Annotated in this window: 25 protein-coding genes; 10 read left to right on the forward strand and 15 right to left on the reverse strand. The window is 71.7% G+C overall.

What is annotated here, in order from left to right:
• Window positions 1–8 precede the first annotated feature (8 nt).
• The 7 genes from ACGFSA_RS13190 to ACGFSA_RS13220 form a co-directional block, all read right to left on the reverse strand.
• Window positions 9–914 carry an alpha/beta fold hydrolase gene (locus ACGFSA_RS13190; protein WP_393303536.1) on the reverse strand — a complete coding sequence of 302 codons (906 nt, stop codon included), beginning with the start codon at window positions 912–914 and terminating at the stop codon, window positions 9–11.
• Complete coding sequence (locus ACGFSA_RS13195) at window positions 911–2,056, reverse strand: branched-chain amino acid ABC transporter permease (protein WP_393303538.1); 1,146 nt, start codon at window positions 2,054–2,056, stop codon at window positions 911–913. Before ACGFSA_RS13195 ends, ACGFSA_RS13190 begins: the two co-directional genes overlap by 4 nt.
• Window positions 2,053–2,940, reverse strand: coding sequence for a branched-chain amino acid ABC transporter permease (locus tag ACGFSA_RS13200; protein WP_037694442.1), 888 nt, complete (start codon window positions 2,938–2,940; stop codon window positions 2,053–2,055). Before ACGFSA_RS13200 ends, ACGFSA_RS13195 begins: the two co-directional genes overlap by 4 nt.
• Window positions 2,940–3,692: an ABC transporter ATP-binding protein gene (locus ACGFSA_RS13205; RefSeq protein ID WP_393303541.1), complete on the reverse strand. Its 753-nt coding sequence runs from the start codon at window positions 3,690–3,692 to the stop codon at window positions 2,940–2,942. Before ACGFSA_RS13205 ends, ACGFSA_RS13200 begins: the two co-directional genes overlap by 1 nt.
• Window positions 3,689–4,423 carry an ABC transporter ATP-binding protein gene (locus tag ACGFSA_RS13210; protein ID WP_393303543.1) on the reverse strand — a complete coding sequence of 245 codons (735 nt, stop codon included), beginning with the start codon at window positions 4,421–4,423 and terminating at the stop codon, window positions 3,689–3,691. Before ACGFSA_RS13210 ends, ACGFSA_RS13205 begins: the two co-directional genes overlap by 4 nt.
• A gap of 60 nt (window positions 4,424–4,483) precedes the next feature.
• Window positions 4,484–5,731: a substrate-binding domain-containing protein gene (locus tag ACGFSA_RS13215; protein ID WP_393303545.1), complete on the reverse strand. Its 1,248-nt coding sequence runs from the start codon at window positions 5,729–5,731 to the stop codon at window positions 4,484–4,486.
• A 174-nt stretch (window positions 5,732–5,905) separates the two neighbouring features.
• Window positions 5,906–6,517 carry a TetR family transcriptional regulator gene (locus ACGFSA_RS13220; RefSeq protein ID WP_393303547.1) on the reverse strand — a complete coding sequence of 204 codons (612 nt, stop codon included), beginning with the start codon at window positions 6,515–6,517 and terminating at the stop codon, window positions 5,906–5,908.
• Between the two features lie 228 nt (window positions 6,518–6,745).
• Between ACGFSA_RS13220 and ACGFSA_RS13225 the strand changes: the two genes are divergently transcribed.
• The 4 genes from ACGFSA_RS13225 (at window position 6,746) to ACGFSA_RS13240 (ending at window position 10,798) form a co-directional block, all read left to right on the forward strand.
• Complete coding sequence (locus ACGFSA_RS13225) at window positions 6,746–8,077, forward strand: glycosyltransferase family 4 protein (RefSeq protein ID WP_393303549.1); 1,332 nt, start codon at window positions 6,746–6,748, stop codon at window positions 8,075–8,077.
• Window positions 8,078–8,146: 69 nt separating this feature from the next.
• On the forward strand, window positions 8,147–8,902 hold the full coding sequence (locus ACGFSA_RS13230; RefSeq protein ID WP_393303551.1) for a methyltransferase domain-containing protein: 756 nt from the start codon (window positions 8,147–8,149) through the stop codon (window positions 8,900–8,902).
• Window positions 8,899–9,987, forward strand: coding sequence for a prenyltransferase/squalene oxidase repeat-containing protein (locus ACGFSA_RS13235; protein ID WP_393303553.1), 1,089 nt, complete (start codon window positions 8,899–8,901; stop codon window positions 9,985–9,987). Before ACGFSA_RS13230 ends, ACGFSA_RS13235 begins: the two co-directional genes overlap by 4 nt.
• A 259-nt stretch (window positions 9,988–10,246) precedes the next feature.
• Window positions 10,247–10,798, forward strand: a complete 552-nt coding sequence (locus ACGFSA_RS13240) for a hypothetical protein (protein ID WP_393303555.1) — start codon at window positions 10,247–10,249, stop codon at window positions 10,796–10,798.
• Window positions 10,799–10,839: 41 nt separating this feature from the next.
• Here the strand turns inward: ACGFSA_RS13240 and ACGFSA_RS13245 are convergent, their stop codons facing one another.
• The 4 genes from ACGFSA_RS13245 to ACGFSA_RS13260 form a co-directional block, all read right to left on the reverse strand.
• The gene (locus ACGFSA_RS13245; RefSeq protein WP_393303557.1) at window positions 10,840–11,853 is read right to left on the reverse strand and encodes an LLM class F420-dependent oxidoreductase; all 1,014 of its coding nucleotides are present in this window, start codon (window positions 11,851–11,853) and stop codon (window positions 10,840–10,842) included.
• Window positions 11,854–11,969: 116 nt separating this feature from the next.
• Window positions 11,970–12,758 carry a hypothetical protein gene (locus ACGFSA_RS13250; protein WP_393303559.1) on the reverse strand — a complete coding sequence of 263 codons (789 nt, stop codon included), beginning with the start codon at window positions 12,756–12,758 and terminating at the stop codon, window positions 11,970–11,972.
• Between the two features lie 242 nt (window positions 12,759–13,000).
• Window positions 13,001–13,942, reverse strand: a complete 942-nt coding sequence (locus tag ACGFSA_RS13255) for an N-acetylmuramoyl-L-alanine amidase (RefSeq protein ID WP_393303561.1) — start codon at window positions 13,940–13,942, stop codon at window positions 13,001–13,003.
• Window positions 13,943–13,963: 21 nt separating this feature from the next.
• On the reverse strand, window positions 13,964–14,551 hold the full coding sequence (locus tag ACGFSA_RS13260; protein WP_393303746.1) for a class I SAM-dependent methyltransferase: 588 nt from the start codon (window positions 14,549–14,551) through the stop codon (window positions 13,964–13,966).
• Between the two features lie 438 nt (window positions 14,552–14,989).
• Between ACGFSA_RS13260 and ACGFSA_RS13265 the strand changes: the two genes are divergently transcribed.
• From ACGFSA_RS13265 to ACGFSA_RS13275, 3 genes are all read left to right on the forward strand, one after another.
• Window positions 14,990–17,164, forward strand: a complete 2,175-nt coding sequence (locus ACGFSA_RS13265) for an acyl-CoA dehydrogenase (protein WP_393303563.1) — start codon at window positions 14,990–14,992, stop codon at window positions 17,162–17,164.
• 27 nt (window positions 17,165–17,191) lie between these two features.
• Entirely contained in the window at window positions 17,192–17,332 is a 141-nt protein-coding gene (locus tag ACGFSA_RS13270) for a hypothetical protein (RefSeq protein ID WP_393303762.1), read from the forward strand.
• 65 nt (window positions 17,333–17,397) lie between these two features.
• A complete protein-coding gene (locus tag ACGFSA_RS13275) occupies window positions 17,398–18,933 on the forward strand; it encodes an MFS transporter (protein WP_393303565.1) in 1,536 nt (511 codons plus the stop codon).
• A gap of 48 nt (window positions 18,934–18,981) precedes the next feature.
• On the opposite strand, the gene ACGFSA_RS13280 is transcribed toward ACGFSA_RS13275, so the two are convergent.
• The 4 genes from ACGFSA_RS13280 to ACGFSA_RS13295 are packed head-to-tail and all read right to left on the reverse strand — an operon-like array spanning window position 18,982 to window position 22,506.
• Window positions 18,982–19,614 (reverse strand): response regulator, encoded by a 633-nt coding sequence (locus ACGFSA_RS13280; protein WP_393303748.1) that lies wholly within the window; start codon window positions 19,612–19,614, stop codon window positions 18,982–18,984.
• 5 nt (window positions 19,615–19,619) lie between these two features.
• Window positions 19,620–20,822, reverse strand: coding sequence for a sensor histidine kinase (locus ACGFSA_RS13285; RefSeq protein ID WP_393303567.1), 1,203 nt, complete (start codon window positions 20,820–20,822; stop codon window positions 19,620–19,622).
• A gap of 11 nt (window positions 20,823–20,833) precedes the next feature.
• Window positions 20,834–21,556 carry an ABC transporter permease gene (locus ACGFSA_RS13290; protein WP_393303569.1) on the reverse strand — a complete coding sequence of 241 codons (723 nt, stop codon included), beginning with the start codon at window positions 21,554–21,556 and terminating at the stop codon, window positions 20,834–20,836.
• Complete coding sequence (locus ACGFSA_RS13295; protein WP_393303571.1) at window positions 21,556–22,506, reverse strand: ABC transporter ATP-binding protein; 951 nt, start codon at window positions 22,504–22,506, stop codon at window positions 21,556–21,558. Before ACGFSA_RS13295 ends, ACGFSA_RS13290 begins: the two co-directional genes overlap by 1 nt.
• Before the next feature lie 308 nt (window positions 22,507–22,814).
• Here ACGFSA_RS13295 and ACGFSA_RS13300 point away from each other — a divergent pair, with 308 nt between their 5' ends.
• The 3 genes from ACGFSA_RS13300 to ACGFSA_RS13310 are packed head-to-tail and all read left to right on the forward strand — an operon-like array spanning window position 22,815 to window position 25,756.
• Window positions 22,815–23,669 carry a MaoC/PaaZ C-terminal domain-containing protein gene (locus tag ACGFSA_RS13300; RefSeq protein ID WP_393303573.1) on the forward strand — a complete coding sequence of 285 codons (855 nt, stop codon included), beginning with the start codon at window positions 22,815–22,817 and terminating at the stop codon, window positions 23,667–23,669.
• Between the two features lie 28 nt (window positions 23,670–23,697).
• Window positions 23,698–24,774: a Zn-dependent alcohol dehydrogenase gene (locus ACGFSA_RS13305; RefSeq protein WP_393303575.1), complete on the forward strand. Its 1,077-nt coding sequence runs from the start codon at window positions 23,698–23,700 to the stop codon at window positions 24,772–24,774.
• A 34-nt stretch (window positions 24,775–24,808) separates the two neighbouring features.
• Window positions 24,809–25,756: a 3-oxoacyl-ACP reductase gene (locus tag ACGFSA_RS13310; protein ID WP_393303577.1), complete on the forward strand. Its 948-nt coding sequence runs from the start codon at window positions 24,809–24,811 to the stop codon at window positions 25,754–25,756.
• The last annotated feature ends 28 nt before the right edge of the window (window positions 25,757–25,784 follow it).

Raw genomic sequence — 25,784 nt, forward strand, 5'->3', positions numbered from 1 at the left:
CTTCCTCTTCAACCGCCGTACCGGCCAGGTGATTTCGAGAGGGCCACCAGTCGTGTGGCGATCTCCCGTCCGCCGGCGTCCCCGGTGAGCACGGTGTAGTGGTTGACGTCCGGCACCGCCACCGGCTCCAGCAGGGTGCCGGAGAGGTCGGCGGCCGCCAGCCGCTGCTCGTCGTACAGTCCCTGCGGCTCGTCCATCAGACCGCGCGCCGCCCACAGCAGCGTCGCCGGCACCGGCAACTTCCGTACCGCCGAAAGCACGTCGTCGTCGAAGAGACCGATCCCGTCGGTGCGCACCGCCTCGATCCGGCACGTCGAGTGCATCGCCGGTTCGTCGCCCGTCAGATCGCGCTGGATGTACGCGTCCACCTCGGGCGACCAGGCGTCCCCGGCGAACGCGGGATGCGCCTGCCAGAACTCCCGGTAGGCGGCCCGGTCGGGGAACGTCATCGACAGCCGGTCCATGGCCGGGCCGATCACCGCCGTCATCAGTTCGTCCGGGGAGAGATGGGTGGGGGCGGGGAAGCCGATCCCACCGTCGACGAGCAGCAGCGGACCGAACCGGTCCGGATGCCGTACGGCGGCCAGCGCCGCCACGAACGCGCCCATCGAGTGACCGGCCAGCACCACCCGGTCCAGGCCGAGCGCCCCGGTCAGGGCCGCGATGTCATCGGCGTGCGCCGCGATGCCGTACGGTCCGGGCAGCCCGGAGCTTCGGGCCCGACCGCGCAGGTCCGGGGCGACCAGCGTGACCTGCCCGGCCAGCAGCCGCGCCACCGTGCCCCAGGAGAGCGCGTTGGCCGTGATGCCGTGCAGGGCGACGACCACCGGTGCACCGGGCTCCCGGGCCGGCCAGCGCAGCGCGGCCAGCTCGCCCCCGGTCACCGGGACACGTATCTCCTCGTACGCGGTCATGAGTGCCGGTCCTCCTTCCGGGCGTGTGTGCCCTCACTGGTCGCACGGAGTACGGAACGCATCCGGGACGGCAGCCGTGCCAGCCCGCCCGGCAGGAGATGGACCACGGCCACGAACACCGCGCCGAGCAGGAACAGCGGCTGGGAGAGCGGTATCCGCAGCACCGCGGGAAGGTCGGCGACCGCACCCGATCCGGCGAGATCGCCGAGCCTGTGGTCGGCCCACGTATAGAGGATGCCGCCGACCATCGGCCCCCAGCGGGTGCCCGAGCCACCCAGCACCACCATCACCAGCAGCGACAGCGTGAAGTCCGACGTCGTCGCCTGGGGGGTGGAGCCGCCGGTGAGCAGCAGATGGACGAGCCCGCCGAGCGCGGCCAGCGCACCGGCCAGGACGAACGCCGTCAGCTTGAACCCGTACGGCCTCAGCCCCAGCACCTCCACCCGGCGCTCGTTCTCCTTGATGCCCTCCCAGACCCGCCCCGTCGGGGAGCGGACCGCCCAGTGGACGACGGCCAGGGTGAGGACGAGATAGCCGAGCGCGACCCAGTACAGGTTCGCCGTGTGCTCGATGCCCACGAGCCCGGACGGCAGCAGCTCGGCGGGCGCGGCCCGGCCCTCCTCGCCGCCGGTGAAGTCGCCGGGGTTGCGGGAGACGAGGATCGAGCCCGCCTGGGCGAAGGCCAGCGTCACCATGGAAAAGCCGATGCCGGTGACGCGCAGGCTCACCGATCCCAGCACCAGTGCGAGCACGATCCCGAAGCAGACGCCGACCGGCGCGGAGACGGCGAACGGCAGTCCGGCCTCCAGCATGATGGTGTTGGTGGCGTAGCTGCCCGCGGCGAAGTACAGGGCATGCCCGAAGGAGAGCAGCCCGGTCCGGCCGAGCAGCAGGTCGTAGCCGGTGGCCAGGGCGCCGAACAACAGGCAGGTGGCGAGGAGTTGAAGGCTGCCCGGACTGCCCAGCGGGCCGTCGAGCAGCCCCGGCAACGGCAGGGCGCTGTACGGCGCGACGATCAGCAGCACCAGCACAACAGCCGGCCACCAGCGCAGCAGCCGCGCCGTGTCCGCACGCACCGGTGCGTCGGACGGTGCCGCCGGCGTTCCGCTCGTGCGGTCGGGTGTCCCGGTCACGGTGCTCACGCGAGCCTCCCGGTCAGTCCGCGCGGCCGTACGAGCAGCAGCGCGGCGAGCAGGACGACGACGGCCAGGTCGCCGAGGCCCGCTGCGGTGTAGTAGTTGGCGAACTGCTGGACCAGGCCGATCACGACGGACGCCACGGCGGCGCCGGTCACCGAGCCCATGCCCCCGGTGACGACCACGACGAACGCGAAGATCAGCAGCGAGGTGCCCTGCCGGGGGTCGACCGAGCCGAAGTACAGCCCGCCGAGCGCCCCGCCGAGCGCGGCGGCACAGCCGCCGATCGCGAAGACGAGGGTGAACGCCTTGCGGACGTCGATGCCGAGCGCGGTCACCATCGCCCGGTCCTCGACCCCCGCCCGTACGACCAGCCCGTGCCGGGTCCGTCCGAGGAAGAGCCGCAGCGCGATCAGCACCACGACCGCCGCCGCGATCAGTACCAGCCGGTTGACCGGGACTTCCGCGCCCAGCAGGGAGAACGTGCCGGACAGCGCCTCGGGCCCGGGGAAGGTCCGGGCGTCCGAGCCCCAGATGCCCGACAGCAGCGCCGGGACGGCGAGCCCCACCCCGACCGTGGCGAGCACCTGCTCGCGCGGCCGGGTGTAGAGCGGGCGGACGACGGTGAGTTCCAGCAGCACCGCGGCGGCAGTGCCCACCGCCGTACCGAACAGGACCGCGAGGACGAAGCCCGCACCGCCGGGGCCCGCGCCCGGCAGATTGCCGGACGCCGCCCACCAGGTGCCGTACGCGCCGATGGAGAGCAGCGCCCCGTGCGCGAAGTTGAGCACGTCCATCAGACCGAAGATCAGCGAAAGCCCCGACGCGATCAGGAAGTAGAGCGCCCCCAGACCGAGTCCGGTCATGGTGAGCAGCACAAGGGTGGACATCAGGAATCCTCCTCCGCGTTCCGGGAAGGGACAGGGGCGGCCGGGCCGTGCCCCACGCCCAGCAGCCGGCGCGCCGCCTCCGCGTCGCCCAGCAGCTCACCGGCCGGTCCCTGATGGGCGGTCCGGCCGTCGGCGAGCACCGTGCAGTGCGCGGCGAGGCGCCGTACGACGGCGAGGTTCTGCTCCACGAGCAGCACCGGCACCGCCTCGGCGGCCCGCTCCAGCACCTCGGCGACCTCGGTGACCACCTTGGGCGCCAGACCCTTGGTGGGTTCGTCCGCGATGATCAGCCGGTTCCGGCCCAGGAGGGTGCGCCCGATGGCGACCATCTGCTGCTGCCCGCCGGACAGCGTTCCGGCCAACTGGCGCTCCCGGCGTTTCAGTTCGGGGAAGAGCTCATGGACGAGGGGGTACGCGGGTGCGCCCGCCCCGCGCCGCTCGGCCAGCCGCAGGTTCTCCGCCACGGTCAGTCCGGCGAAGATGCCGCGGTCCTCGGGCGCGTAACCGATGCCCCGTCGCACCAGCGTGTGGGTGGGCAGCGCCACGGTCTCCTCACCGTCGAGCCGGACGCTTCCGGTGCGCGGGACGAGGCCGAGGATGCCGCGCACGGTCGTGGTCTTCCCGGCGCCGTTCCGGCCGAGGAGCGCGGTCACCCCGTGGCGGGCGACATCGAGGTCCACGCCGTGCAGGATGTGCCGTCCGCCGATGAGAACCCGCAGGTCCCGTACGGCGAGCAGGGTTTCCGTCGTCACAGCCCCTCCCCGAGGTAGGCCTGCTGCACGGTCGGGTCGGCGGTGACGGCCTCGGGGGTGTCCAGCGCCAGCAGCCGGCCGTGGTGCATCACGGCCAGCCGGTCGGCCAGCCCCAGCAGTACGTCCATGTGGTGCTCGACCATGAGGACGGTGCGGCCCTCGTCCCGGTGCAGGGTGCGGATCAGTTCGGTGAGCGCGGGGACCTCCTCCGCGCTCACCCCGGCCATCGGTTCGTCGAGCAGCATCAGCCGCGGCTCGCCCACGAGCAGCACCGCCAGCTCCAGCTTCCGCTTCTCGCCGTGCGACAGCTCGGACGCCAGCGCCCGTGCGCGGTGGCCGAGTCCGGTGCGCTCCAGTACGCCGCGTACCTCGTCGGTGTACGGGGAAGCGCGCCGCCATACGCGGTAGGAGCCGCCCCCGGCGGCCTGGGCGGCCAGCCGGACGTGGTCGGCCACGCTCATCCCCGGCCAGAGGCTGGACGTCTGGAACGTCCGGCCGATCCCGCGCCGGGCCCGGACGTGCGCGGGACGGCCGGTCAGGTCCGCACCGTCCAGAGCGAGGGTGCCCGAGGTGGCCGTCGTCAGCCCGCTGATCAGATTGAACAGCGAGGTCTTGCCGGCCCCGTTGGGTCCGATGAAGGCCAGGAACTCGCCCTCGCGGACCTCCAGGGTGATGTCCTCGACGATGGTCGCCCCACCGACGCCCCAGCCCAGTCCGGTCAGTTGAAGCACGGGGGCGGCGGAGTGCGCCGCACTCCTGTGATCCGCCGTGATGTCGGGTGCCGCCACCGGTCAGCCCGCCGAGGGCTTCGCGGGCGGCGCCACCTTGTCCATCGGCTCGGTGGTCACCAGCTCCGGCTTCGCGGCGGCGCCCTTCCCGGTCAGCTTCGCCACGAACATCGGCTGCAGCAGTGCGTGGTCCTCGGCCCGGATCTGCTCCTTGCCCTTCACTCCGTCGAAGCTCCAGCCCTCCAGGGCCTTCGCCATGGCGGCGGGATCGGTGGCGCTGCCCTTCTCCACGGCGTGCACGATCATCTGCGCCGCGGTGAAGCCGTCGGGGGTGAACAGATCAGGGGTGCCGCCCGCCTTGGCCACCGCGTCCAGCATGGCCTTCTCCACGGCGTTGCCACCGCCCGCGCCGGGGAAGTAGTGCGCCAGGAACGAGACCTTGGAACCCGCCGCACCGAAGACCGGGTACGAGGCGGTCCCGGCCAGCCCGGTGACCACCTTGGATGCGCTCGGCACCCCCTGCTGGTCCAGGGCGGTCCACAGCGCGGGGGCGGTGGAACCGGCCCAGGCGACGAAGACCAGATCGGGACCGGCGGCCTTCACCTGCCGGGCGAACGGGGTCAGGTCCGTGGCGCTCGGCGGGGCCAGCACGGAACCCACCTTGGCGCCCTGGCCGCCGAGCACGGCCTTCACCGCGGCGACGTTGGCCTGGCCGAACGTGGAGTCCTGGGCCAGCACGGTGACCTTCTTGCCCTTGGCCCCGCCGAGCATCGCTCCGGCGGTGAGGATGTCCTGGTAGGACTGCCGGCCGGAGCGGAACGTGTAGTCGTTGATCCCGGTCACGGCGTCGGTGGCGGCGGGCCCGCTGACGTACAGCACTTTGTTCTGCGCGGCGAGTGGTGCCATCTGCAGGGCGACCCCGGAGTCCGTGGTCCCGGCCAGTACCTTGTAGCCCTTGCCGATCAGGTTCTTCGCCGCGGCGACCGCCTTGCCGGGGTCGCCCGCGTCGTCCTGCTCGGTGACCTCGATGCGGTGCCCGGCCACCTTGCCGGTGCCCTTCGTCGCGTAGTCCAGACCCGCCATGAAGCCGTCGCGGTACTGCTTCCCGTAGGCCGCGAGCAGCCCGGTCCGGGAGTAGACCAGCCCCACGTCGACGGTCCGGTCCTTCGCGCCCTTGCCGGACGCGGTGTCCGACTCGCCCGCCTTGCCGGCGGCGGTGCAGCCGGTCAGCAGGAGGCCGGCGGCGGCCAGCGTGGCGAGTGCGGAGAGGGATCTGCGGTGGTGGACGGTGCCTGTGGCTCTGCGACGCATGGTGACCGGCTCCTCGGCGGGATTCCTGTGATGTCGCCGAACCGTATGAACCCCGCGCCGCCGTCGACATGGTGCAGGGGCCCCCACCTGAGGCGCTGCACATGTGGGAGCCGCACATGGGCCGGAGCCGGGGGAAGGGCGGCGCGGCCCGGGGGACCGCGCCCCGTCAGGGCGTCAGAGGGCGTCCGGCGGCGTCGTCACGTCGATCAGCCGGCACACCGTCTCGATGTCTATCTTCACCTGCGCGATCGACGCCCGCCCCGACAGCCAGGTGATCAGCGCCGAGTGCCAGGTGTGCTCGATGACCCGGACCGCGGACAGTTGCTCCGGCGTCGGGTGCTGGAGCCCCATCGAGTCCAGGATGATGGCCGTCGTGATCCGCGAGACGGTGTCCACTTCGGGACTGACGCTGCGGTCCGCGAAGGTCAGCGCACGCACCATCGCATCCGCCAGATGCGGTTCGCGCTGCATCGCGCGGAATGCCCGCATCAGGGTGTCGGCGACGCGCGCCGCCGCGTCGTCCCCGGCCGGGGGGCGCTTGCGCAGCGTCCCGTGCATGTGCTGGAGCTGGTCCTGCATGGTGGCGACCAGGAGGTGGATCTTGGAGGGGAAGTACCGGTACAGCGTGCCCAGGGCGACCCCGGCGGCCTCCGCCACCTCGCGCATCTGCACCGCCTCGAAACCGCCCCTGCCGGCGAGCTGGGCGCTGGCGTGCAGAATGCGACGGCGGCGGGCCTCCTGCCGTTCCGTCAGGGGCGGCGATGCCGAATTGGCTTCCGCTGTCATGTGTCCCCATCCATGGCTTCTGTCCACGACCGGGGGAGGCGTCTGGGCCCCGGCGGCGCACAGCATGCCAGGGTGTCCGGTGGTGGCGCGAATCACCTGATCCGGCCGTTGCGTCGACGCTACCTGCCGGTAGATTCGTAGCTCATTGAACGATCCAGTCTGAAACTTGTTCTAGATTAGCGTGAGCGGTTACGCTCCGGCGAACACGCAGTGAGAAGGGGGCCGAGTGTGACCGCTGAGGCCATAGAAGCGGGCCCCCGCGCGGGCGGCCACGCGTCGGGCAGCACCGACGGGCGACCCCTGCGCATCGCACTTCTCACCTACAAGGGCAACCCCTTCTGCGGCGGTCAGGGTGTGTACGTACGCCACCTCGGCCGCGAGCTCGCCCGCCTCGGCCACAGCGTCGAGGTGATCGGCGCCCAGCCCTATCCCGTACTCGACGAGGGCGTCCCGCTCACCGAGTTGCCGAGCCTGGACCTCTACCGCCAGCCCGACCCGTTCCGCACCCCCGCTCGCGGCGAGTACCGGGACTGGATCGACGCCGCCGAGGTCGCCACCATGTGGACCGGCGGCTTCCCGGAACCGCTCACCTTCAGCCTCCGCGCCCGCCGCCATCTCGCCGCCCGTCGCGGCGAGTTCGACGTCATTCACGACAACCAGACCCTCGGGTACGGGCTGTTGGCGGATCTCGGCGCCCCGCTCGTCACCACCATCCACCACCCCATCACCGTCGACCGGCAGCTGGAGCTGGACGCCGCCGGCAGCCGTCGCCGCCGTGCCTCCGTGCGCCGCTGGTACGCCTTCACCCGCATGCAGAAGCGGGTCGCGCGCCGGCTGCCGTCGGTCCTCACCGTCTCCGGTTCCTCCAAGCAGGAGATCGTCGACCACCTCGGGGTGCGGCAGGACCGGATCCACGTCGTGCACATCGGTGCGGACACCGACCTGTGGTCGCCCGACCCGAAGATCGCCGAGGTGCCGGGCCGGATCGTCACCACCTCCAGTGCCGACGTCCCGCTGAAGGGCCTCGTCCACCTCGTCGAGGCGCTCGCCGAGCTCCGTACCGATAACCCGCAGGCGCACCTCGTGGTTGTCGGCAAGCGGGCCGAGGACGGACCGGTCGCGCAGGCCATCGAGCGGTACGGACTCCAGGACGTCGTCGAGTTCGTCAAGGGCATCAGCGACGCCGAACTCGTCGACCTGGTGCGGAGCGCCGAGATCGCCTGTGTCCCCTCGCTGTACGAGGGGTTCTCGCTGCCCGCCGCCGAGGCCATGGCCACCGGCACCCCGCTCGTCGCCACCACCGGCGGTGCGATCCCCGAGGTGGCCGGCCCGGACGGCGAGACCTGCCTGGCCGTGCCGCCCGCCGACGCCGGGGCGCTGGCCGCCGCACTCGCCCGGCTGCTGGGCGACCCGGAACTGCGGGCCCGGCTCGGCGCCGCGGGCCGCGAGCGGGTGCTGTCCCGGTTCACCTGGAAGCAGGCGGCCATCGGCACTGCGGAGCTCTACCGGCAGGCGATCGCCGCCCGCGCCGCCACCACGCACTCCGGCAGCCGTCGGTGACCGCGACGCCCGTCCTCGCCGTCCCGGCTCCCTGACCCCCCTCGACCCCGACCGCGAAAGCAGGCATTCGTGCTGACCGTGGACTTCACCCGCTTCCCGCTCGCCGCAGGCGACCGAGTGCTCGATCTGGGCTGCGGCGCCGGACGCCACGCCTTCGAGTGCTACCGGCGCGGCGCCCAGGTGGTGGCTCTCGACCAGAACGGCGAGGAGATCCGCGAGGTCGCGAAGTGGTTCGCGGCGATGAAGGAGGCCGGCGAGGCTCCCGAGGGCGCCACCGCCACCGCGATGGAGGGCGACGCGCTCAACCTGCCGTTCCCCGACGAGTCCTTCGACGTCGTCATCATCTCCGAGGTGATGGAGCACATCCCCGACGACAAGGGCGTGCTCGCCGAGATGGTCCGGGTCCTCAAGCCCGGCGGCCGGATCGCCATCACCGTGCCGCGGTACGGCCCCGAGAAGATCTGCTGGACGCTCTCCGACGCGTACCACGAGGTCGAGGGCGGCCACATCCGCATCTACCGGGCCGATGAACTCCTGGGCAGGATCCGCGGCGCCGGTCTCAAGCCGTACGGCACCCACCACGCCCACGCCCTGCACTCGCCGTACTGGTGGCTGAAGTGCGCGTTCGGGGTGGACAACGACAAGGCGCTGCCGGTCCGCGCGTACCACAAGCTGCTGGTCTGGGACATCATGAAGAAGCCGGCCGTCACCCGGGTCGCCGAGCAACTGCTCAACCCGGTCGTCGGCAAGAGCTTCGTCGCCTACGCCACCAAGCCGCACCTGCCCAGGGCCGCCGCGGACGACCTTTCGAAGGCCGAGGCGTGACCACTCCCGAGCGGACCGAACACCTCGTGCTGCCCGGAGTGCTTACCGCCGAGCAGGCCACCGAGACCGTCGCCGCGCTGCTCGCCGTGCAGTGCGAGGACGGCGCGCTGCCCTGGTTCCGCGGTCACCACCTCGACCCGTGGGACCACACCGAGGCCGCCATGGCCCTCGACGCCGCGGGTGAGCACGCCGCGGCGGAACGCGCCTACAACTGGCTGGCCCGGCACCAGAACGAGGACGGCTCCTGGTACGCCGCCTACCACGACGGCGACCCGGACCGGCCGACCGACCGGGGCCTGGAGTCCAACTTCTGCGCGTACGTGGCGGTCGGCGTCTGGCACCACTACCTCGCCACCGGCGACGACGCGTTCATCGACCGGATGTGGCCGACCGTCCACGCGGCCGTCGAATTCGTCCTGCGGCTCCAGCAGCCCGGCGGGCAGATCGGCTGGAAGCGCGAACCCGACGGCACCCCGGTCGACGACGCCCTGCTGACCGGCTGCTCCTCCATCCACCAGGCGCTGCGCTGTGCACTCGCCATCGCCGAACAGCGCGAAGAGCCGCAGCCCGACTGGGAGCTGGCGACCGGTGCGCTCGCGCACGCGATCCGCGACCATCCCGAGCGCTTCCTCGACAAGAGTCACTACTCGATGGACTGGTACTACCCGGTCCTCGGCGGAGCGCTCACCGGAACGGCCGCCAAGGAACGGATCGAGGAAGCCTGGGACCGCTTCGTCGTCCCCGGTCTCGGGGTGCGCTGTGTGCTGCCCAACCCCTGGGTGACGGGCGGCGAGAGCTGCGAACTCGCCCTGACGCTCTGGGTGATGGGTGAGTCCGACCGGGCACTGGAGATTCTCCAGTCCATCCAGCACCTGCGCGCCGAGGGCGGCATGTACTGGACCGGTTACGTCTTCGAGGGCAACCGGGCGTTCTGGCCGGAGGAGCGCACCACCTGGACCGCCGGCTCGCTGCTGCTCGCGGTGGCCGCTCTGGGAGGCGACGAGGCGACGACCGCGGTCTTCAGCGGCGAGCGGCTGCCGAAGGGGCTGGAGCCGGACTGCTGCGATGAGGCTTCGCGCACCTGATGGTCCGCGTGGACCACTGACGGCCTCCCCCCACGGCAGGGAGGGGGCTCCCGACGCCCTGCGACTCCTCCCCCAAGCTCTCGGCTTCGCTCGAGCAGGGAGGGGGCCCCTTCGGCGTTGTCGTCAGTCACCGACGCTCCGAAACCCGGACGGCGCCTCCTGAGTGGCGCGGCACCCGGGCCGGGACGAGTCTGACCGGGAGTGCCAAACCCGTCACTCACCGCAGAACTCGCCGTGTGCCCGTCCAGGGAGGCCCGCTGTGCCCAGTTCCGTACCGCTCCGCCGTCTGTTCGTGGCATTGCTGCTGTCCTGCACCGTGCTGGTGGGCGCCACCGCGTGCGGCAAGGGCTCCAGCGGCAGTTCGAGCTCCTCCCCGACCCCGAGCGGCACGGCGTCGGCGGAGAAGCAGAAGCTCGCGAAGACGCGGTTCGTCGCCAACGCGGGGCTCGCGGCGGGTGCCACGTATCAGTGGATCGTGAAGCCGTACCGTGCGGGCACGTTCAAGAAGGGCGCCGACGGGCGGAAGTTCGCACTGGTCAAGGCAGGGCTCGCGGGCGGGTTCGCATACAACCGGCTCAAGGCGGCAGCGGAGAACGCCAAGGGCGACCCGCTGCTCTCGAAGGCGGTCGCACCGCTGACGGCGGGCATCGAGTCGCTCAAGGGCCTCGGGAACAAGCTCCGCACGGGCGAGGCGGGCGCGGGGGACGTCAGTGCCTTCGAGAACGTCATCAGCGGCATCAAGGACGCAGGCAAGAGCGCGGGCGCCGAGGTGAAGGACAAGGTGCCGTCCGCCTCCCAGCTCGGCGGATAACCGTCTGTGGGCAGAGCGACGGCCGCAATAGGGTCAGGCGCTCAGGCGCTGTTGAGGTCTGCCAGTACGCGCAGGGTGTGTGGGTCCGGCGCCGTGACCAGCAGGTCGGTCACCGGGCCCTTGCGCCACAACTCCAGCCGCTGCGCGATCCGTTCACGCGGGCCGACGAGCGAGATCTCATCGGCGAACGCGTCCGGCACGGCCAGCACCGCCTCCTCCTTGCGGCCTTGGAGGAACAGCTGCTGGATCCGCCGCGCCTCCTCCGCGAAGCCCATCCGTGCCATCAGGTCGGCGTGGAAGTTACGGGCGGCGTGTCCCATCCCGCCGATGTAGAAGCCGAGCATCGCCTTCACCGGCAGCAGGCCTTCCGCGACGTCGTCACAGACGTGCGCGCGGGCCATCGGCGCGATCATGAAGCCGTCGGGGAGCCCGGTCAGCGACGCCCCGTACACATCGGTCCGCAGCGGCGACCAGTACAGCGGCAGCCAGCCGTCCGCGATCCGGGTCGTCTGCGCGATGTTCTTCGGGCCTTCGGCGCCCAGCAGTACGGGCATCCTGGCCCGCAGCGGATGGGTGATCGGCTTCAGCGGTTTGCCGAGCCCGGTCGCGTCCGGACCGGTGTACGGATGGGAGTGGAACCGTCCGTCCAGCTCAACAGGGGCCTCGCGCCTCAGTACTTGCCGGATGACCTCGACGTACTCGCGGGTGGCGGTCAGCGGGCTCTTCGGGAACGGGCGCCCGTACCAGCCCTCCACAACCTGGGGCCCTGACAGCCCGAGCCCGAGCATCATGCGGCCGCCGGAGAGATGGTCGAGGGTCAGTGCGTGCATGGCCGTCGCGGTCGGGGTGCGCGCCGCCATCTGCGCGATGCCGGTGCCCAGCCGGATGCGGGAGGTGTGCGCCGCGATCCAGGTCAGCGGGGTGAAAGCGTCGGAGCCCCAGGCCTCCGCCGTCCACACCGAGTCGTAGCCCAGCCGTTCCGCCTCGCGGGCGAGCTCAAGGTGGGTGGGGTTCGGGCCGCGGCCCCAGTAGCCGAGAGCGAGTCCGAGCCGCATACCGGTCCCTCCAGCCATATTGAACTGACGAGACGTCAGGTCACTTTGTACGGACGGAGAGTACGGCAGCGGCCCCCCGCCCGGAAGGGGCGAGGGGCCGCGGAGCGGGAGTGCTGTCAGCCGTGCTGGATGCCCGTGGTGTCCTGCAGAACGCCACGACGGCCGTCCTGGGTCTGGGCGATGAGGCCCGGACCGCGCTGCTCGACCGCGAGGTACCAGGTGCCCGGCGCCAGTTCGGCGATCGGGCTCGGCGAACCGTCCTCCCCGTACAGCGGACGGGCCACCGGCACGGCGAACCAGAACGGCGTGAAGTCACCGGCCGGCGCGGCGCCGCCCTGCGGGGCCTGCTGCGCCTGCGCCTGGGCGGGGTCGGGCTGACCGGGCTGCGGCTGGGCGCCGTACGGCTGGGGCTGCCCCGGCTGCGCACCGTACGGCTGCTGCTGGGCGCCCGGGTAGCCGTACCCCGGGCCGGGCTGCGGCTGGCCGCCGTGCGGCGTTTGCACGGCCTGCGGGCGCGGGGCGCCCATCAGGGGCGCCTTCAGCGCGGGAACCAGTGGGGTGGCGACCGCGCCGCCGGCCAGCGCGAGCGAGGCGATCAGACCGAGGACGAGACCGGCACCGGCGTCGACCTGGCCGAGGTCGATGATCGTCCAGAGGAGGTACCACGCGGTGAATACCGTGGCCGCGACACCGAACTGGCCGAGTTCCAGGCCGACGACCTTGCGGGGCTGGGGCTGCGAATGGGAGAGCACGATCAGTGCCGCGCCGATCACCCCGACCATGTAGACGCCGATCGCGTTGCCCAGCGAGTCCCAGGCGTTCGGCGCGGCGACAGTGAGGCCGCTGTAGGAGAAGAGATCGAGGAAAGAGGCGATGAACAGCACCACCGCTGCTCCGATCACCACGCCATCGCCTCTAGTGAGCGAGCGGATATCCACGTGAAGGTCCTTAGTCGGTCGTCTCGTCGGGGCGGTCGTCGCTGCCGCCGGTGCGGCGGGCACGGCGCGAAGCTCGGGGGCGGCTCCGCATCATACGGATGAATCTATCGTCTGACCGGGCGGGTTGTGTCCTGGCCCGGACCTTGGACGGTCATCCCCCCGAATAACCCTGCATAACCACCGCACAACCACCGCATAACTACACGTGCTTACCCGCGCAGGTAGGAACTGATGCCATCCGCAATGCCCTGTGCGGCCTTCCGGCGCCAGCCCGCGCTGGTGAGCAGGGCGGCGTCCTTCGGATCACGCATATTGCCGCACTCGATGAACACCTTGGGCACCGTGGACAAATTGAGTCCGCCCAGATCCTTGCGGGTGTCCAGCCCCGTATTGCCGCCCACGTAATTGGAAGGCGCACTTCCGGTAGCGCGGACGAAGAGACCGGCGATCCGGGTGCCGAGATCGCGCGACGGTTGGACGATTTTCGAGGTGTCCGCCGCCCCGCCGCGCACGAGTGCGGGAAGGATCACATGGAAGCCGCGGTTCCCGACCGCGGAACCGTCCGCGTGCACCGACACGACCGCGTCGGCCCGGGCGTCGTTGCCGATCCGGGCCCGTTCGTCGATACACGGCCCGTAGGGGCGGTCGTTGTCGTACGTGAGGACCACCTCGGCACCCTGCGCCCGCAGGAGCGCCCGCAGCCGGTGCGAGACGTCCAGGGTGAACTCGGCCTCGGCGTAACCCGAGTCGGTGGACGTACCGGTGGTGTCGCACTCCTTGTGCGTGGTGCCGATGTCCACCTGGCGGCCGATCTCGCGGGTGTGCTCGTGGTTGCGCGGATTGTGCCCGGGGTCGATCACGACCGTCTTCCCCGACAGCGGCCCGGACACCGTGCGGCTCGCGGACTTCGACGGGGAGGGCGGCACCGAGGTCGTCCTCGCCGCCGGACCGCTCTTCGCGGGCGAAGGCGACAGGGACGGCGGGGACGACGTGCCACCACCGCCCTCGCGCGGCTGCGCTGCCGCTCCACCACCACTGCCACCCCCGCAGCCCGCGATCAGGCACACGCAGCCCAGCGCGGCAGCGGCGAGCAGGGCCCGGCGGCGCCGCGCAGGGTGAGGGGCGGGAGGAACGCTGGTGTCGTACGGCACGTCGCGATGCTATCCGGCGGCTCAGATCCCCGTTCCGGTACGGCGCAGGACGCGCAGCGAGTCCGTGACCGACACCTCGGTGAACGCCCCGGACTCCAGCGCCCGCAGATACACCCGGTACGGCGCCTGACCACCGTGCGCGGGATCGGGGAACACGTCGTGGATCACGAGCAGCCCGCCCTCGGCGACATGCGGCGCCCAGCCCTCGTAGTCACCGTTCGCATGCTCGTCGGTGTGCCCGCCGTCGATGAAGACGAGGCCGAGCTGTCCGCCCCAGACGGCCGCGACCTGCGGGGACCGCCCGACGAGCGCCACGACGTGGTCTTCGAGGCCCGCCGCGTGCAGCGTGCGGCGGAAGGTCGGCAGCGTGTCCATCCGGCCGACCTCCGGGTCCACGACGGTCGGGTCGTGGTACTCCCAGCCCGGCTGCTGCTCCTCGCTGCCGCGGTGATGGTCGACGGTGAGTGCGGTCACACCGGCCGCCCGGGCGACATCGGCGAGCAGGATCGTGGACCGCCCGCAGTAGGTCCCGACCTCCAGCAGCGGCAGACCGAGCGCGGCGGCATCGGTGGCGGCCGCGTGGAGGGCGAGTCCCTCGACCACCGGCATGAAGCCCTTGGCCGCCTGGAAGGCAGCGAGAATCTCCGGCTCGGGCTCGGCGGCCACGGGGTTCCTCCAGGTCGTACGGGAATGAAACGGCGCCTCATCGTGCCGTACGGGCCGGTCGGCGGTGTCGGCGGGGGTGGCTTGTGCCGACAGGGCCGACACCTGGTGCGGTGGGCCCGTCGGCCCTCCGCTCCACGGGTGTTCCGGCGCGTCAGCGGGTGAACGTCGGCGTCGTGGCCGTGGGAGAAGACCTTGGCGTCCGCCGTGGGCCGGGGGCGGTCGGGACGTACCGACCGGCCTCGACCGTAGCGGTGAACACGGTACGAACAGGACGCGGTGCGGTACGTGGCCGGAACCGTGCGGTCATCTGACCTTCCATCAGATTGGAACGTGTTCTACTCTTGCGCCGTTCCAGTGGCCGCGACCGGCGAGGATCCGTACATGGGCATCGGAATCACCCAGGAACAGCGGGAGTTGGCGCAGGCCGTACGGGGATGGCTGGCGCGCGCCGTACCCCCGGACGAGATCCGCGAGCTCCTCGACGCGAGCGCCCCTTCCGCACCCGGCGTGCGCCCCGGCTACTGGGACGGACTCGGCGAGCAGGGGCTGCTCGGCATCCATCTGCCCGAGGAGCACGGCGGAGCAGGCGGCACACCCCTCGACCTCGCCGTGGTTCTTGAGGAGGCGGGACGGGCCGCGCTCCCCGGCCCGTACCTGGCGAACGCGCTCGCCTCGGCGGTGCTGGGCGAGGCGGGCGGGAGCGACCTGCTGGGCGCCCTCGCCGCCGGTACCCGCATCGGCGCCGTCGCCCTCGGCCCCGGCGGTCTCACCGTCGTGGAGGGCGAGGACGGTCACCTTCTCGACGGCACGGCTCCACCCGTGCTCTCCGGTGCCGACGCCGACCTGCTCCTGCTCCCCGCCGAATCGGCCGCCGGCACCCGCTGGTTCGCCGTCGACGCCGCAGCCGAGGGGCTCACCGTGCGCCCGCACCGCGGCGCCGACCCGACCCGCCCCACCGCCGAGGTCCGCGCCGACGGCGTACTCGTACCCGCGGACCGTGCCGTACGGATCGACTCCGCGGCCGTCCGCGATCTCGCCGCAGTCCTCTTCGCCGCCGAGGCGTGCGGCACCGCCTCCCGGGCGCTGGACACCGCCGTCGCGTACGCCAGGGTCCGCGAACAGTTCGGCCGTCCCATCGGGCAGTTCCAGGGCATCAAGCATCTCTGCGCCGACATGCTCGTCCGCGTCGAACAGGCCCGCGCCCTGGTGTGGGACGCCGCCCGCGCGGCGGACGAAGCCCCGGAGGTACGGGGACTGGTCGCCGCCCTCGCCGCGGGCACCGCGCTCGACGCCGCGTACAGCTGCGCCAAGGACTGCATCCAGGTCCTCGGCGGCATCGGCTTCACCTGGGAGCACGACGCCCACCTTCATCTGCGCCGAACGCTCGTGGCACGGCAGTTGCTGGGGGCGGGGGACGCCCACCGGTTGCGGGCCCTCCGGCTGGCCGAGGGCGGAGCGCGCCGCGAACTCGCCCTCGAACTCCCCGCCGAGGCCGACCGTCATCGCGCCGAGGCGCGCGAGGCCGTCGCCGCCGCCCAGGGGCTCGACCCGAAGGCCGCCCGCCGCGTCCTCGCCCCGACCGGCTACGCCGCCCCGCATCTGCCCGCCCCCTACGGTCTGGACGCCGGGCCACTCCACCAGCTCGCCGTGCAGCAGGAGTTGAAGGATCAGGGAGTGAGGGTGAGCGACCTGGGGATCGCCACCTGGGTGGTGCCGTCGCTCCTCGCGTACGGGACACCGGACCAGCGGGACCGCTACCTCATGCCCACCCTGCGCGGCGAACTCCTCTGGTGTCAGTTGTTCTCCGAGCCCGGCGCCGGCTCGGACCTCGCCTCGCTCCGCACGAAGGCCGAGCGAACCGCCGAGGGCTGGCGGATCAACGGCCAGAAGGTATGGACGAGCTCCGCCCAGTGGGCCGATCACGGCATCCTGCTCGCCAGGACCGACCCGGACGCCCCCAAGCACCGGGGGCTCAGCTACTTCCTCGTCGACATGAAGAACACCGAAGGCATCGACATCCGCCCGCTGAAGGAGATCACCGGCGACTCCCTCTTCAACGAGGTGTACTTCGACGACGCCCTGCTGCCGGCCGACGCCGTCGTCGGCGACGTGGGCGACGGCTGGCGGGTCGCCCGCAACACCCTCGGCAACGAACGCGTCCACATGGCCGACCAGATGACCTTCGACACCGGACTGGAAGCGCTCATCGCCCGCTCCAGCGAGCTCGACGGCACGTACCGGGCGCGGATCGGCGCCCTCGCCGCCGAGGCGCACGCGCTCGCCTGCATCGGACTGCGGACCACCCTGCAGCAGGTGTCCGGACTGGAGCCGGGCGCCGGAGCCTCGGTACGCAAGCTCGTCCAGACCACCCACCAGCAGAAGGTCGCCGAACTCGCCCTGGAACTGCTCGGACCGGCGGGCTCGACCGCGGAAGGTCCCGGGGAGCGGGCCCTGCACGGATTTCTGATGTCCCGCTGTCTGACCATCGCGGGCGGCACCACCCAGGTTCAGCTCAATGTCGTCGCCGAGCGCATTCTCGGCCTCCCGCGTGACTGAGCTCCTCTGAAGGGACGTGACCTCGCCATGAAGGCGTACATCGTCGGTGTCGGGATGACGAAGTTCGAGGGCGAGGCGGGCGACCGGCAGGTGCCCGGTGCCCGGGTCGGACTCGCCCACAACATCGGGCTCGGCGGCGCGGCGGTCGTCACGCTGCTGCGCCGATAGGAGGAGTCGGCTGTCCGGCCATATACCGATGTACGGGGCGCAGGGCGCCTGCGAGTATGACCCTCATGGTTGACGTCACGGCGCCCACGCCCCTGCAGATCCGGCAGAAATCCCGCACCTGGGCGGTGGTACTCGCCGCCTGCACCGGCCAGTTCCTCGTCATCCTCGACGTGTCCGTCGTCAATGTGGCGCTGCCGTCCATGCGGTCCGACCTGGGGCTCAGTGCCGGTCAGTTGCAGTGGGTCCTCAACGCGTACGCGATCGCGTTCGCCGGGTTCATGCTCCTCGGCGGGCGCGCCGCCGACATATACGGCCGCAAGCGGATGTTCCTGGTCGGGCTCGGCCTGTTCACCGCCGCCTCGCTCGCCGGCGGGTTCGCCCAGGAGGGCTGGCAGCTGCTCGCCGCCCGCGCCGCGCAGGGGCTCGGTGCCGCCGTGCTGTCTCCCGCGACCCTCACGCTGCTCACCGCCGCGGTTCCCGAGGGCCCGGCCAGGACCAGGGCGATCGGCACGTGGATGGCCGTCGGCGCCGGAGGCGGCGCGGCCGGCGGACTGGTCGGCGGGGTGCTCACCGACCTCCTCTCCTGGCGCTGGGTCCTGCTGATCAATGTGCCGTTCGGCGTGCTCGTCCTGATCGGCGCCACGGTCTGGCTCGCCGAGAGCCGGGCGGGCGGGCGGCACCGTATCGACCTGCTGGGCGCGGTGCTCGTCACGGTCGGGCTGGCCACGGTCTCGTACGGCATCGTGCAGACCGAGCAGGAGGGCTGGACGGCTGCGGCCACCCTGGTGCCGCTGCTCGGCGGGGTGGCGCTGCTGGCCCTCTTCGTCCTGGTGGAGGCGCGGACGGCGGTGCCGCTGATGCCGCTCCGGGTGCTGGGCACCCGGGCGGTGGCGGCGGCGAACGTGGCGATGATCGTGATGGGTTCCGCGACGTTCTCGATGTGGTACTTCATGACCGTGTACGCGCAGTCGGTGCTGGACTACACGCCGATGCAGGCCGGATTGGCCCTGATGCCCACCTCTATGGCGGTCGTGCTCGGCTCGACGTTCGCGCCGCGGATCATGGCACGGGTCGGCGCGAAGAACCTCGTCCTGATCGGTCTGGCGATCACCGCCACGGGCTTCGGCTGGCAGTCCACGATGAGCGCGGACGGCTCGTACCTCACGTCGATCTGCGGGCCCGGCATCCTGATGATGGCCGGTGCGGGGTTCGCGTCCACCCCGCTCGCCTCCCTCGCCACCTCGGGCGCGGCGTCCGGGGACGCCGGTCTGGTCTCCGGGCTGGTCAACACCTCGCGCACGATGGGCGGTGCACTGGGTCTCGCCGTGCTCTCCACGGTCGCGGCGGCGCGGACCGGGGGCGGCACCGGGGCGGAGGAGCTGACCGCGGGGTTCGCGCTGGCCTTCCGGACAGCCGGCACGGTCCTGCTGGGTGGACTGCTGCTGATGGCCCTGTGGCTGCCGCGCCACCGCTCGTCGCGCTCCGGAAGGTCCGGCCCGTCGGCCACCTCAAGCCCGTCGGCCACCTCAAGCCCGTCGAGCACATCGACTCCGTCCCGCGCGGGGAGCCCGTCGGGCGTGTCGAGTCCGTCCGGCGATTGAGGGCAGGGGGGCTCCGGCCACCCCCGGCGCTCCTCCTGCGAACACCGCCTACAGCCAGCCCTGTTGCCGCGCCGCCCGCACCGCCTCCATGCGGTTCCGCGTCCCTGTCTTCCCGATCGCTGACGACAGGTAGTTGCGTACCGTCGACTCGGAGAGACGCAGCTTCGCCGCGATGTCGGAGACCGTCGCCCCGTCCACCGATGCGTTCAGCACGTCCCGTTCCCGCGCCGTGAGCGGGCTGGGGCCCGCGCTCAGGGCGGCCGCGGCGAGGGCGGGGTCGATGATGGTCTCGCCGGCCAGCACCCGGCGGATGGCCGCCGCGAGCTCCTCGACCGGGCCGTCCTTGACCAGGAACCCCGCCGCGCCCGCCTCCATCGCGCGGCGCAGATAGCCGGGCCGCCCGAAGGTGGTGAGGATCAGCACCCGGCAGTCCGGCACCTCCTCGCGCAGGTCGGCGGCGGCGTCCAGTCCGCTGCGGCCCGGGAGTTCGATGTCGAGGAGTGCCACATCGGGACGGGACAGCAGCGCGGCGTCCAGGATCTCGTCCCCGGCGCCGACCTGGGCCACGACCTCGATGTCCGGTTCGAGCCCGAGCAGCAGGGCGAGCGCGCCGCGCATCATGCCCTGGTCCTCGGCGAGCAGAACCCTGACGGACGTGTACTGCCGGTGATCTCGGGGCATCTCGTTCACCGGCCCAGCGTATGGGGTGAGGCGGGACTTCCGGCGGCGTCCACCGTGTCCACCGGCAGCTCCGCGCCGACCACGAAGCCGCCGCCCGGCCCGGGACCCGCGGTGAGCGAGCCTCCCGCCGCGGCGAGACGTTCGGTGAGGCCCTTCAGGCCGGTGCCGCCGATGCCAGGCGCGGGCGGCGGGACCGCCGGTCCGCGGCCGTCGTCGGTGACGGTCAGCCGGACCCGTTCGGCTGTGCCGTCGACGAGGAACGAACAGGTGGTAGCGGCGCTGTGGCGTACGACGTTGGTCACCGTCTCCCGCACCACCCAGCCCAGCAGCGCCTCCGCCTGTGGGGTGAGCGGCGGTCCCGAGCGGCGGACCACCGATTTGATCCCGGCGGCGGTCAACGCGGACCTGGCCCGGTCGAGTTCGGTGGCGAGGCTCCCCTCGCGGTAGCCGGTGACGGCCTCACGGATCTCGGTGAGGGCCTGGCGGCCGACGGACTCGATGTCCGCGACCTGGAGGAGAGCCGCGTCCATGTCGCGCGGCGCGAGCCGGCGCGCGGCCTCCGACTTGACGACGATCACCGAGAGCGTGTGTCCCAGCAGATCGTGCAGATCGCGGGAGAAGCGGAGCCGTTCCTTCTCCACGGCGGTGCGGGCCAGTTCCTGCCGGGTGGCCCGCAGTTCCATCACGGTCTCCGACAGGGTGAGGATCGCGGCGGTCACCGCGCCCGAGATGAAGGTGCCGTATCCGATGGTCCACGGGTCCGAGGCGTTGTCCCCGCGCCAGACGGCGACGAGGCTGGCGACGGCCGCGAGGCCCAACAGGCTGAGTACCAGCTGCCGGTGGCGCAGGATGACGCCGCAGGCCAATGAGAACAGGGGGAAGAACAGCAGCCAAGTGCCGCCGTACCCGATCGCCAGCCCGAACGTGACCAGGGCCATCAGGGCGAGAAGCACGTACGACACGGAGCTCTCGCGCTTCCTCTTGTCGAACCCCCGGAACACCACGGAGATGTAGAGGGAGTTGAAGACAAGCAGCCCGAGACCGCCGATCCAGGGGTTCGGCGCCTTCCCCTGGAAGAGGTTGGAGAAGGCGCCGAGTCCCATCAGCAGCCAGGGCAGCAGCGAGTACGGTCCGGGCGGGCCGGGGCGCCCCTCCTCGCAGTTCCGCCTGCGGCGTTCCCGCCACGTTCCTGATCCGTTCCGGGACATGCTCGCTCCTGTCACACGGTCCTCGCGGACCGACGGTACGAGACGACGGCGTACGCACCGAACAGCAGGAGCCATCCGCCGAGCACGGCGATCGTTCCGGCGGAGGGCGCGTGGCCGTCCGTGGTCGCCCAGCCCAGGTCGGCGAACCGGTTGGCGGGCGTGAACCTGCCGATGGAACGCAGCCATTCGGGAAGCAGGTCCAGCGGGAACCACAGCCCGCCGACGATCGCGAAGCCCATCAGAGAGGCCACGTTGACGACCCCGGTGCCCTGCGGGGTGAGCCGGTAGCCGTTGCCGAGGCCGAGCAGGGTGAACGGCAGCGCGCCGATCCACAGCAGCAGTGCCAGTGCGATCCACTGCCAGGCGTCCAGCCGCACCCCGTTGAGCAGTCCGCCGGCCAGCAGCACCGTCACGATCGTCGGCAGGACGGTCACCGAACCGCTGATCGCCCGGCCCACGACCGCCCGGGAAGGGGCGAGCGGGGTGACCCGCAGCTGTTGAAGCCAGCCGAGCGTCTTGTCGGAGGCGACCCCCGTACCGATCGACATGGCGGAGCCCAGCGCACCGTATGCGGCCATGCCGACCATCGAGGCAGTCTTCCAACCGTCGACGCCCTCGCCCCCGCCGATGTTGGTGAAGAGCAGATACATCATCACCGGCATCCCGGTCCCGAAGATCAGGAAGAAGCCGTCACGCAGGGTCCTGCGCACTTCGAGCACGATGTAGCGGAACATCACACGGTCTCCCTCTCGGAATCGGTTGCGGGTGCTGCGGCGGCCGGTGCGGTGAGGGCGAGGAACGCGTCCTCCAGCGTGGCCCGGGAGACCTGGAGGCCACGGATCGCGCCGAGGCGGGCCAACTCCATGACGGTGGCGTCCGAATCGTCGGTGTGCAGCAGCGCCCGGTCTCCGGACACCTCGACGGTGACGACGCCGGGCAGCAGCTCCAGGCCCTCGGTCGGCCGGCCCGCCAGGTCGAAGGAGACGAGACTGCTGCCGGCCGAGCCCCTGATCGTGTCGGTGCTCCCGTCCGCGACGATCCGGCCGTGGTCGATGACGACGATCCGGTCGGCGTTCTCGTCGGCCTCCTCCAGGTAGTGCGTGGAGAAGAGGACTGTGTTGCCGCGCCGGGCGTAGGCGCGCATGGAGTCCCAGAACGCCCGCCGGGCCTCGACGTCCAGGGCGGCGGTCGGCTCGTCCAGGACGACCAGCTCCGGGTTGCCGGCGAGTGCGACGGCGAACCGGACGCGCTGGATCTGCCCGCCGGAGAGCTTGTCGATGCGCCGGTCGGCGTACGCGGAGACACCCGCCAGGGCCAGCGATTCGGAGACCGGCATCGGGCTGGGGTAGGTGGAGGCGACGAACTTGATCAGTTCGCGGACGGTGACCCGGGGGATGGGCCGTCCGTCCTGCAGCATGGCGCCGACCCGGCCGGCCCGTACCGCCTGCTCGGGGGTGGAGCCGAGCAGCTGCACACCGCCCGAGTCCGGCTCGTTCAGACCGAGCAGCAGACTGATGGCGGTGGACTTGCCCGCACCGTTGCGGCCGAGCAGTGCGACGGTCTCGCCGCGCTCGACGGTCAGATCGATTCCGTCGACGGCCCGTACGGTCCGCTCCGCCCGGCCGAAGGTCTTGACTGCCCCGGTGAAGACCACCGCGGGCCCGCTCCCCGTTGTCTTTTCCATGGCGCTGACGGTACGGATCCGGGCCCGCACTCCGACAGAGGCGCTTGTACGGACTCCGCGATGACAAATGTCATGACCCGGGTGGGCGCCCGAACGGCCCCCGGCGGGCGCCTGGTCGCCTGCCCGACACCGCATGTGACGAGGTGTCAGCAGTCTTCACAACTGCTGGGAGCTGCGTTATACATAGGGCCAACCGGCTAGAACGCGTTCTAGAACAGGTGTCACGGCCGGTCCCGCACGACCTCGGTACGGCCGACGGTGCGGACGGCCGTGCCGAGGTCTTCCCACCATCAAGGAGCAGCTCCCCCATGCCCATTGATGCCGCAAAGGCGATCGCCGCCGACCCCCGGACCGCAGAGATCGGCTGGGACCACAAGGACATCCAGCTCTACCACCTCGGACTCGGCGCGGGCATCCCCGCCACCGACCCCGACGAGCTGCGCTACACCCTGGAGTCCCGGCTCCATGTCCTGCCCAGCTTCGCCACCGTCGCAGGCGCCGGCCTGGGTGTCGTCGGCGGACTGTCCTCGCCCGGGATCGACGTCGACCTCGCCGCCGTGCTCCACGGCGGACAGACCGTACGGGTGCACCGGCCGATCCCGGTGAAGGGCTGGGCCGTGCAGACATCGAAGGTCGCCGCCGTGTACGACAAGGGCAAGGCGGCCGTCCTCGTCCTGCGCACCGAGGCCGCCGACGACGACGGCCCGCTGTGGACCAACGACGCCCAGATCTTCGTCCGCGGCGAGGGCGGCTTCGGCGGCGAGCGCGGCCCGTCCGAGCGGCTCGCGCTCCCCGACCGGGCACCCGACCGGGTGGTCGAGCGGACCGTCCGGAAGGACCAGGCGCTGCTCTACCGGCTCTCCGGGGACTGGAACCCGCTGCACGCCGACCCCGAGTTCGCCGAGCTGGCCGGCTTCGACCGGCCGATCCTGCACGGCCTCTGCACCTACGGCATGACGCTCAAGGCCGTGGCAGACACGCTGCTCTGCGGTGATGTGGCCAGGATCGGCGCATACGGCACCCGTTTCGCCGGGGTGGTCTTCCCGGGCGAGACCCTCCGCATCCGGATGTGGGCGGGGGACGGCCGCGTCCAGGTGGCCGTGACCGCCGCCGAGCGGGACGACGCACCGGTCCTGGCCGACACGCTCGTCGAACACCTCTGAATCGCAACGACCTGAGGGGAGCCGCAGCATGCGCGCAGCCGTACTGCACGAGATAGGTCAGGACAAACTGGAAGTCCTCGACGACGTCGAGGCGGTGGGCTTCGGCCCGGGCAAGGTCAAGCTCCGCATCCGGGCCACCGGGCTGTGCCACTCCGACGTCTCGGCGATGAGCGGCGTGCTGCCGCAACCCGCCCCCTTCGTCCCGGGCCACGAGGGCGCCGGCGAGGTCCTCGACATCGGCGACGGCGTGACCGGACTGAGCGCGGGGGACCGGGTGCTGGTCTGCTGGCTGCCCGCCTGCGGGGCGTGTCCCGCCTGCCGGCGCGGCCAGACACAGCTCTGCCTGGCCGGGTTCATGAACGCGGGCACACCCAACTTCAAGCGCCCGGGCGGCGACGTGTTCGGCTTCGCCGGGACCGGAACCTTCACCGAGGAGGTCGTCGTCGACGCGGGCTGCGCGGTGCCGGTCCCCGACGACGTGCCGTTCGAGATCGCCGCGCTGATCGGCTGCGGGGTGACCACCGGACTCGGCGCCGCGATCAACACCGCGCAGGTGCAGGCAGGTTCGTCGGTCGCTGTGATCGGCTGCGGCGGCGTCGGTGTCTCCACCATCCAGGGGGCCAGGGTCCAGGGCGCCGCCCAGATCGTCGCAGTCGACCCGGTCGCGTCCCGGCGCGAGGCGGCACTCCGGTTCGGCGCGACCGAGGCGGTCGCGCCCGACGAGCTCGCCGACGCCAAGCAGCGGATCACCGGCGGCGAGGGCTTCGACTACGTCTTCGAGGTCGTCGGCAGGTCGGCGACGGCCCGCACGGCGTACGAGAACACCCGGCGCGGCGGCACGCTCTGCATCGTCGGCGCGGGCGCGATGGACGACAACTTCCAGGTCAACATGTTCGAGCTGTTCTTCGACGAGAAGCGGATCCTGCCCTCGATGTACGGGGGAGGGGACGTGCTCCGCTCCTACGAACGGGCCATCGCGCTCTGGCGGGCGGGCCGGATCGACCTCGAATCGATGATCACCCACCGGGTGCAGCTCGCCGAGATCAACGAAGCCCTCGGTCAGATGAGGACCGGCGAGTCCCTCCGTACCTGCATCGAACTCTGACCGCCGCCGCTTCCGAGAGGACTCCGGGATTCCGATGTCACAACCCCTTCCCCTGGATGGGCTGTCCGCGATCGTCACGGGCGCGGGCCGCGGCCTCGGGCGCGCCGAAGCGCTGGAACTGGCAAGACTCGGCGCGGCCCTCGTCGTCAACGACTACGGGCAGCCGGGCCGCGACGGCTCCGGCGAGGCATCCGAGACCCCCGCCGAGGAGGTCGCCGAGGAGATCCGCGCGGCGGGCGGCAGGGCCGTCGCCCACCTCGGCGACGTCTCCGACCACGAGCAGGCCCGCGCCCTGGTGGAGCTGGCCGTCAGCACGTACGGCACGCTCGACATCCTGGTCAACAACGCGGGCATCCTGCGCGACCGGATGGTCTTCTCGATGACCGAGGACGAGTGGGACTCCGTCATCCGGGTGCATCTCAAGGGCCACTTCAACACCACGCGCTTTGCCGCGGCCCACTGGCGCGCACGCTCCAAGGAGTCCGGCGGCCCGGTCTACGGCCGGATCATCAACACCTCGTCGGAAGCGTTCCTGGCGGGCTCGGCGGGCCAGCCGAACTATGCGGCGACCAAGGGCGGCATCGTCGGCCTCACCACCTCGACGGCCCTGGCCCTGGCCAAGTACGGCGTCACCGCCAACGCCATCTGCCCGCGGGCCCGCACCCGGATGACGGAGGACGTCTTCGCGGGATTCGAGGAGCCGACGGACGGCCGGCTCGACGCGCTGGCCCCCGAACACGTCTCCCCGCTGGTCGGCTATCTGGCCTCGCCGGCGGCCGCCAAGGTCAACGGCCAGCTGCTCGTGGTGCACGGCGGTATGGTCGCGATCGTCGAACGTCCCCGGGTGGCCGCGAAGTTCGACTCGTCCAAGGAGACGTTCTCCTTCGACGAGCTGGACGAACTGATCTCCCCGTACTACGCGGAGCGTCCGCCGAACGAGACGTTCGCGGCGGCGGAGGTACTGGGACTGAAGCGGGGCTGACCTCCGGGCGGCAGCACACAAGGAAGGG

The organism is Streptomyces sp. NPDC048496, assembly GCF_043200055.1.
In the GTDB taxonomy this organism is placed as follows: Bacteria; Actinomycetota; Actinomycetes; order Streptomycetales; family Streptomycetaceae; genus Streptomyces.

Coding starts and splice junctions, on each gene's coding strand:
- ACGFSA_RS13190 (WP_393303536.1), bottom strand. CDS start 914: ATGACCGCGTACGAGGAGATACGTGTCCCGGTGACCGGGGGCGAGCTG.
- ACGFSA_RS13200 (WP_037694442.1), bottom strand. CDS start 2,940: ATGTCCACCCTTGTGCTGCTCACCATGACCGGACTCGGTCTGGGGGCG.
- ACGFSA_RS13215 (WP_393303545.1), bottom strand. CDS start 5,731: ATGCGTCGCAGAGCCACAGGCACCGTCCACCACCGCAGATCCCTCTCC.
- ACGFSA_RS13220 (WP_393303547.1), bottom strand. CDS start 6,517: ATGACAGCGGAAGCCAATTCGGCATCGCCGCCCCTGACGGAACGGCAG.
- ACGFSA_RS13245 (WP_393303557.1), bottom strand. CDS start 11,853: ATGCGGCTCGGACTCGCTCTCGGCTACTGGGGCCGCGGCCCGAACCCC.
- ACGFSA_RS13260 (WP_393303746.1), bottom strand. CDS start 14,551: ATGCCGGTGGTCGAGGGACTCGCCCTCCACGCGGCCGCCACCGATGCC.
- ACGFSA_RS13265 (WP_393303563.1), top strand. CDS start 14,990: ATGGGCATCGGAATCACCCAGGAACAGCGGGAGTTGGCGCAGGCCGTA.
- ACGFSA_RS13270 (WP_393303762.1), top strand. CDS start 17,192: ATGAAGGCGTACATCGTCGGTGTCGGGATGACGAAGTTCGAGGGCGAG.
- ACGFSA_RS13275 (WP_393303565.1), top strand. CDS start 17,398: ATGGTTGACGTCACGGCGCCCACGCCCCTGCAGATCCGGCAGAAATCC.
- ACGFSA_RS13280 (WP_393303748.1), bottom strand. CDS start 19,614: ATGCCCCGAGATCACCGGCAGTACACGTCCGTCAGGGTTCTGCTCGCC.
- ACGFSA_RS13285 (WP_393303567.1), bottom strand. CDS start 20,822: ATGTCCCGGAACGGATCAGGAACGTGGCGGGAACGCCGCAGGCGGAAC.
- ACGFSA_RS13290 (WP_393303569.1), bottom strand. CDS start 21,556: ATGTTCCGCTACATCGTGCTCGAAGTGCGCAGGACCCTGCGTGACGGC.
- ACGFSA_RS13295 (WP_393303571.1), bottom strand. CDS start 22,506: ATGGAAAAGACAACGGGGAGCGGGCCCGCGGTGGTCTTCACCGGGGCA.
- ACGFSA_RS13300 (WP_393303573.1), top strand. CDS start 22,815: ATGCCCATTGATGCCGCAAAGGCGATCGCCGCCGACCCCCGGACCGCA.
- ACGFSA_RS13305 (WP_393303575.1), top strand. CDS start 23,698: ATGCGCGCAGCCGTACTGCACGAGATAGGTCAGGACAAACTGGAAGTC.
- ACGFSA_RS13310 (WP_393303577.1), top strand. CDS start 24,809: ATGTCACAACCCCTTCCCCTGGATGGGCTGTCCGCGATCGTCACGGGC.